The sequence below is a fragment of the Peptoniphilus timonensis JC401 genome, assembly GCF_000312025.1.
Taxonomy (GTDB): domain Bacteria; phylum Bacillota; class Clostridia; order Tissierellales; family Peptoniphilaceae; genus Peptoniphilus_A; species Peptoniphilus_A timonensis.
The window spans coordinates 400,643-406,443 of sequence record NZ_HE978593.1 but is presented as its reverse complement, the minus strand read 5'-3'; the positions used below and the strand labels follow the sequence as shown (position 1 = coordinate 406,443).

At 28.2% G+C, this 5,801-nt stretch carries 10 protein-coding genes and 1 pseudogene; 1 reads left to right on the top strand and 10 read right to left on the bottom strand.

From position 1 onward, the window contains the following. Positions 1-224 precede the first annotated feature (224 nt). From HGPT_RS10310 to HGPT_RS01970, 10 genes and pseudogenes are all read right to left on the bottom strand, one after another. Positions 225-443 carry a hypothetical protein gene (locus HGPT_RS10310; RefSeq protein WP_281032363.1) on the bottom strand — a complete coding sequence of 73 codons (219 nt, stop codon included), beginning with the start codon at positions 441-443 and terminating at the stop codon, positions 225-227. Positions 444-456: 13 nt separating this feature from the next. Next, positions 457-1,311 carry a class I SAM-dependent RNA methyltransferase gene (locus HGPT_RS01995; protein WP_040542253.1) on the bottom strand — a complete coding sequence of 285 codons (855 nt, stop codon included), beginning with the start codon at positions 1,309-1,311 and terminating at the stop codon, positions 457-459. Between the two features lie 17 nt (positions 1,312-1,328). Beyond that, positions 1,329-1,505 (bottom strand): hypothetical protein, encoded by a 177-nt coding sequence (locus HGPT_RS09615; protein WP_245544079.1) that lies wholly within the window; start codon positions 1,503-1,505, stop codon positions 1,329-1,331. After that, entirely contained in the window at positions 1,492-2,319 is an 828-nt protein-coding gene (locus tag HGPT_RS01990) for a CvfB family protein (protein ID WP_019138218.1), read from the bottom strand. Before HGPT_RS01990 ends, HGPT_RS09615 begins: the two co-directional genes overlap by 14 nt. After that, positions 2,310-2,795 (bottom strand): hypothetical protein, encoded by a 486-nt coding sequence (locus HGPT_RS01985; RefSeq protein ID WP_019138217.1) that lies wholly within the window; start codon positions 2,793-2,795, stop codon positions 2,310-2,312. The genes HGPT_RS01990 and HGPT_RS01985 overlap by 10 nt, the downstream gene beginning before the upstream one ends. Positions 2,796-3,006: 211 nt before the next feature. Next, positions 3,007-3,843 (bottom strand): VanW family protein, encoded by an 837-nt coding sequence (locus tag HGPT_RS09610; RefSeq protein WP_019138216.1) that lies wholly within the window; start codon positions 3,841-3,843, stop codon positions 3,007-3,009. A gap of 15 nt (positions 3,844-3,858) precedes the next feature. Beyond that, positions 3,859-4,131, bottom strand: a pseudogene (locus tag HGPT_RS09605) (peptidoglycan binding domain-containing protein); the annotation flags it as partial. Continuing rightward, entirely contained in the window at positions 4,131-4,394 is a 264-nt protein-coding gene (locus HGPT_RS09600; RefSeq protein WP_019138215.1) for a hypothetical protein, read from the bottom strand. The gene HGPT_RS09600 and the pseudogene HGPT_RS09605, both read right to left, overlap by 1 nt. A 5-nt stretch (positions 4,395-4,399) precedes the next feature. Next, the gene (nth, locus tag HGPT_RS01975; RefSeq protein ID WP_019138214.1) at positions 4,400-5,041 is read right to left on the bottom strand and encodes an endonuclease III; all 642 of its coding nucleotides are present in this window, start codon (positions 5,039-5,041) and stop codon (positions 4,400-4,402) included. A 17-nt stretch (positions 5,042-5,058) separates the two neighbouring features. Continuing rightward, entirely contained in the window at positions 5,059-5,340 is a 282-nt protein-coding gene (locus HGPT_RS01970; protein WP_019138213.1) for a DUF503 domain-containing protein, read from the bottom strand. A 167-nt stretch (positions 5,341-5,507) separates the two neighbouring features. Here HGPT_RS01970 and HGPT_RS01965 point away from each other — a divergent pair, with 167 nt between their 5' ends. Next, complete coding sequence (locus tag HGPT_RS01965; protein WP_040542251.1) at positions 5,508-5,714, top strand: hypothetical protein; 207 nt, start codon at positions 5,508-5,510, stop codon at positions 5,712-5,714. Positions 5,715-5,801: the final 87 nt, after the last annotated feature.

The window sequence follows — 5,801 nt, the reverse complement described above, 5'->3', positions numbered from 1 at the left end:
CCTCCTTTCTTTGAAATAAAAAAGAGCAGCCTTATTTAAGCTACTCTTGTAGAAAGTATAAAATGGGTTTTATCTTATTATATTTTTCTTTGTGTCTCCTCATACCAGTTGTAAAACTACTCTTACGTCCATGTAGTTTTTTTGGGTCTTTATGACGTATCCTTCTTCATCTTTATCGAAGACAAAATGCTTATAAAACTGGTTAAAATGCAGGATTTCTATATTTACATCTTTTGTATCAACGCTATAGTCTCGACGTGAGCTGTATTTGGAAATAAATTTACTAATACTACTTTTTCCACATTATAGCCTTCTTTTAAAGATTCTAAATCTCTTGCTTGGGTTGCTGGGTTACAAGATATATAAACTATTCTTTCTACTGGATTTCCTTTTAAAAAGGATACTAATTTTTCATCTAATCCCTTTCTCGGTGGATCTACTATTATTTTATTGGGATTATTTTTTTTCTTCTTCCCAAAGTTTTTCTATGGCTTCTTCTGCTGATCCTTTTACAAATCTTGCATTAATATCATTATTTTCTGCATTTATTCTTGCGTCATCGACAGCCTTATCTACAATTTCAATTCCTATTACCTGAGCTACACTTTTGGCTACAGACAGTGATATTGAGCCAACTCCACAGTATAAGTCGTAAATTTTATCTTCTGCCTTAGGATCTAAAAACTCAATTGCTTTTTGATAGAGTTTTTCTGTCGCCAACCTATTTATTTGGAAAAAAGATTCGGGAGAAATTTTATATTTTATATCTAAAAGTTTTTCTTCAATTGTGTACTCTCCGTATATTTTTTCAAATTCTCTTGAATAATGTGTTCTATCTTCCTTGTTATAATTTATATAAATTGACTTAACTCCCAAATCAATTAGCTCTGGGAGAATATCCTTGATTTCAAGTTTTCCTTTTTTTGATACAAGTATTAAAAGAACTTCATCCTTATAATTTGTCCTAATTCCAATTCTTTTTAAGTCCTTTAATTTTTTGTATTTCCACATTATTCTCAAGACTTCATTTGCTGAATCCTTCTGCATAATGCAATTTTTTATTGGAATTATTTCTTTAGAATTTTTTGCAAAAAGTCCTATTTCACCATCTTTTACTTGGAATTGCATATTGTTTCTATATTTAATCTTTTCAGGTGAATCTATAACTTCTTGGACTTCAATACTTAATCCTGCAAGTCGATTTAAATTTTTATTTACGTCTTTTTCTTTCCACTTTAATTCTTGTTCATCAGAATAGTTTAAGAAATCACAGCCCCCACATTCTTTAAAATAAGGACAGGGGCTCTGCACTCTGTCCTTTGATTTTTTTATAATTTTTGTAATTTTCCCTTTTGAGAAATTTTTTTATTTTTTGTTAATACAAATTCGACTTCGTCTCCAATTACACCAGCATCTAAAAACACTGGCTTGCCATTTAGTTTTGTCATTCCAAAACCTTTGAAGTCAAAGTCTGAAATTTCTCCTATATATTTATTTTCTTCCATGTTTCAACTCTATTTTCGTATCATAAATATTAATTTTTCTATTTTTGTACAAGTGTCCAACAGCTCTTTTGTAAGCTTTTTTACTAAGACCAGTTAAATCTTTTATTAGTTCTGGATCAGATTTATCTCCAAGTTCAAGCACACCGCCATTGTCTTCAAGAAGTTCTAAAATTAAATCTGAATCAGCATCAATTTGCTTGTAGGCTTTTTCTCTTAGTGTTAAAGTTATAAATCCAGTTTTTAGAATTCTTTGAACTCTTGCTTCCACTTCTTCACCAATTTTATGAATTCCCTTTATTTCTTCAATTGGTATCATACCATCATATTTATTTTCAATTGCAACAAAAGCTCCAGGTCTTCCAATACTATAAATTGTTCCCTTTACAATGTCATTTACTTTAAAATGTTCCTCTGTGCTTAATTTATCTTTTATATTCATAGTAAGTGCAAGTCTGTCACTTTTATCATGGTATAAGTAAAAAAGATATTCATCTCCAACAGTGAGTCTTCCAAAGCTTTCTTTAAAGGGTAGAAAAATATCTTTTCCAATACCATTGTCTACAAAGTAACCAACCTTTGCCTTATCAACAACTCTTAACTTTTTTAATTCACCCACTTGAGCATAGGGCCTTTTTAATGTTGCTTCAAATTCTTCATGAATATTATAAACAAAAGCTTCGACTTCTTCTCCGACTTTTAGCTTATCCCCTTCACCTTTTGCAAGGACAACTTTTTCTCCATCTGCATCTCTTAGTTTAACTATTCCATCTTTTTTTGAAGCAACTTTAAGTGTTTGTACTTTTCCTAATTCCATGCCTTCTCCTCTATTATTTCTTTTCCAATATCCGTCATATTTTCATATAAATCGTCAATTATCCCGTAATCTATGTTTTTTAAAACATCTAGTCCATAATATATAAAAGCTGGATGTTTTAATAAGTTCAAAAATATTTCATAGGCTTTTCTAACTTCTATAAGGTTATAATACTTGGTTAAAAGCATACCAAATTTTACAGATTCTTCATTTTTAGAATCTCTCATAAGTAAAATAGAAAGACCAATTAATATACTTTCATCAAATTCTATTTTTTGAAGTAGATATGTTAAAAAATTTCGTTCTGCTTCAAGTGCCTTATTATTTTTAAAAAAATCTTCAAATTCATCTGATGCCTTATTATCTCTAAAGTAGTAATCATCAACAGCCTTATTAATTTCCTTGGTATTTACATGAGTAAGTTTTTTTTCGCCCTTTATGATACTAAGTTCATAAGATCCATCAGATAAATTCAAATCCTTAACTTCAGATAATTTATTTAAATCAAAATTATTTTCAGAAAGAATTCTATAAATTGATTTTTCTTTTTAAATACATCAAATATTTTCATAATGCTATTCTATCACAAATATTAAGATCAATGCTATTTAAATAAGTTGGTATTTTATAATGTAAAATCAATTTTAATCTTTTTTAATTTTAAAAAAATAAGAGCCTAAGCCCTTATTAATCTTCATCTTCCTCTTCTGTGTCATTTGAAGTTCCTGTACCAACTACTAATACTTTATCCTTTGGTACATAATATGAATTTGAAATTTCTTTTTTCTCGAGAACTTCTCCATTCTTTATGATTTCCTTATAAGTTTTATAAGAATATCCTTTTTTCCCACTTTCTCTTACCACAGTTTCTCCTTCAGGAATAGATTCAGAATAAATTGTTTTAACATCTGGACTAACTACTCCTAATCTTTCTGGCAATATTTTTACTTCATAATCTCTATCACTTGAATTACCCAATACCTTAAAATCTAATTTTTCCCCATCTGCTTCAGCCAATATTAAAATTGGATTCTTTGTATTATTTTTAAATTTTAAATCCTTATATCCACTAGCTACTGCAGCGTCTGTTCCAAGATCTACATAATTAATTGGTCTAGAGTGATTGTGTCTTTCAATTATTTCAAGATCTGATAAAATTAGAGAATTATATAAAGTTGTGGAAACTTGACAAATTCCTCCGCCAATCCCACTTTCATATTCTCCTCCAACAATTACTGTTGCACTTTTAAATCCAGTTTCTTCTGTTATTTCTCCTACAACATCATTAAAAGAAATTTCATCACCAGGATTCAGTTTTAAATTATTAAATTTAGAAGATGCAATTTTAATGTTTTCTTTTCTGTTGTTTATTGAAGAAGAATAGTCTGTACTAAAATCCCCTAAAACTTTATCAATTCCATCAAAATAAGAAGAATAAATTTTTGGTTCTGTTTTATAAACTGGAAGTTCTATTTTATCTTGATTTAAAATATCTAGCTTTAATAAATTTTTAGCTTCTTTCAAATCAAGATATCTGCCAATTTCTGAATCGGCAATTTTAATTGTTTTATCATCGTTAATTATAGCTTTAGCATCAACAGGTTTCTTATAAATTTCATTTCCTAATTTTTCAATTACATTATTTCTTTTTGTTTCATCATAATCCGACTTAGCAACAATATTTTGCTTAAAAATTAAAGCTGAAAGAACATCTATATAGTTTTTAAATATATTATCGGATCTACCATAGCTATAGGCCCTATTAGTTGCTTCAGATAAGTCTAATTTATATCCAAAATCTTTTAAAGGAATTAAAAGTTCCTTATCATCATAATAAAAATTAATTTTTTATTTTCGATTTTTTCATCTGTAGCTATTTTTACTTTTTTTAGAGCCTCTTCTTTAGATAAATTTGAAACATCAACTTCTTCAATTTTAATACCCTTATGAATCTTTGGATTTAAAGATTCATTTGTAAAATACATTACAGAAACAAAAATTAGCATCAAAATAAAAGCTATAACAATGAGCAGCTTTTTATTTCCATTTAAAATTTTATTGCTTAATTTTTTCATTTAAGTTATATCTCCTTATGATATTTACAAAAATCTTTTACTGTACAAAAATCACATTTAGGATTTCTTGCTGTGCAACATCTTCTTCCATGAAAAATAAACAAGTGATGAGCCTTGGTCCATCTATTTTTATCTATTTTATTTTGTAAGGCTCTCTCTGTTGCTGATACATTTTTTTCATTTACAAAACCTATTCTATTGCTAACCCTAAAAACATGAGTATCAACAGCTATAGCTTGAACTCCAAAACAAGTTGAAGCTACAACATTGGCAGTTTTTTTGCCAACTCCTGGTAATTTCATAAGTTCTTTTATAGTTTCTGGAACTTTTCCATTAAATTCTTCTAAAATAACATTTGAAGAAGCTTTAATGTTTTTTGCCTTGTTCCTATATAAACCACATTCTTTTATAAGTTCTTCTAATATATTAATATCCATCATGGCAAAATCTTCTGGTTTATTATATTTTTTAAACATTTCAGCTGTTACTTTATTTACTCTAACATCTGTACATTGTGCAGACAAAATAGTTGCAACTAAAAGTTCAAAAGGATTTGTGTGTTCTAGCTCACAGTGAGCATCTGGATAAGTTTCTTCTAATATATCAAGGCATTTATCAGCTTCATCATAGCTTAAAATTCCCTTCATCTCTATTCCCCTTATTTTTATAATATTTCTCTTTTTATATTTATAATTTCAATTTCGCTATAGGAGTCAAAAAAATTTATAACCTTATCAATAGTTCCTTCAACAATTTTTTGATCATTGGATATAGTTGAAAAGGCAATAATTGATTTTTGCCACTTGTCATGTTCTCCCACTTCAGCAATTGAAATATTAAATCTATTTTTTGATTTTTCAATAATGCTTTTAACTACAGACCTCTTTGATTTGAGAGAGTTTGCATTAAAAATAAAAATTTCGCAAATACATATTCCTATTATCATAATAGTTATTATAACATGAATAAGATTTTCTTTTATCCAAAAAATTTTTTATTAAGGATAATTATTAAATATATACAAAAATTACATTATTTACATGGAAATTAAGTAAATTATATGTTATATTTTAATCGCGGTAAGACCGCAAATAAATATTTTTAGGAGGAATCATGAAAAGGATTACTTTAGTCTTAACTCTTTTTCTAGGAGTACTACTTCTAGCAGGATGTTCTAATTCAAAGGACAAGGCAGGAGATAGTGATAAAAAGGGTGAAGAAAACACACTAAGAGTAGCAATGTCTACTGATATTGATTCACTTGACCCATTTAAGATGACAGCAGGAGATACTGAAACAATAATGGATCAAGTTTTTTGACGGATTATTTGATGTGGACACAGAAGGAAACTTGATTCCCGATTTAGCAGAGAGTTATTCTGTCTCAGAAGATGGAAAAACCTATGA

Coding starts and splice junctions, on each gene's coding strand:
- nth (WP_019138214.1), bottom strand. CDS start 5,041: ATGAAGGGAATTTTAAGCTATGATGAAGCTGATAAATGCCTTGATATA.
- HGPT_RS01970 (WP_019138213.1), bottom strand. CDS start 5,340: ATGATAATAGGAATATGTATTTGCGAAATTTTTATTTTTAATGCAAAC.
- HGPT_RS01965 (WP_040542251.1), top strand. CDS start 5,508: ATGAAAAGGATTACTTTAGTCTTAACTCTTTTTCTAGGAGTACTACTT.
- HGPT_RS09600 (WP_019138215.1), bottom strand. CDS start 4,394: ATGAAAAAATTAAGCAATAAAATTTTAAATGGAAATAAAAAGCTGCTC.
- HGPT_RS01990 (WP_019138218.1), bottom strand. CDS start 2,319: ATGGAATTAGGAAAAGTACAAACACTTAAAGTTGCTTCAAAAAAAGAT.
- HGPT_RS09615 (WP_245544079.1), bottom strand. CDS start 1,505: ATGGAAGAAAATAAATATATAGGAGAAATTTCAGACTTTGACTTCAAA.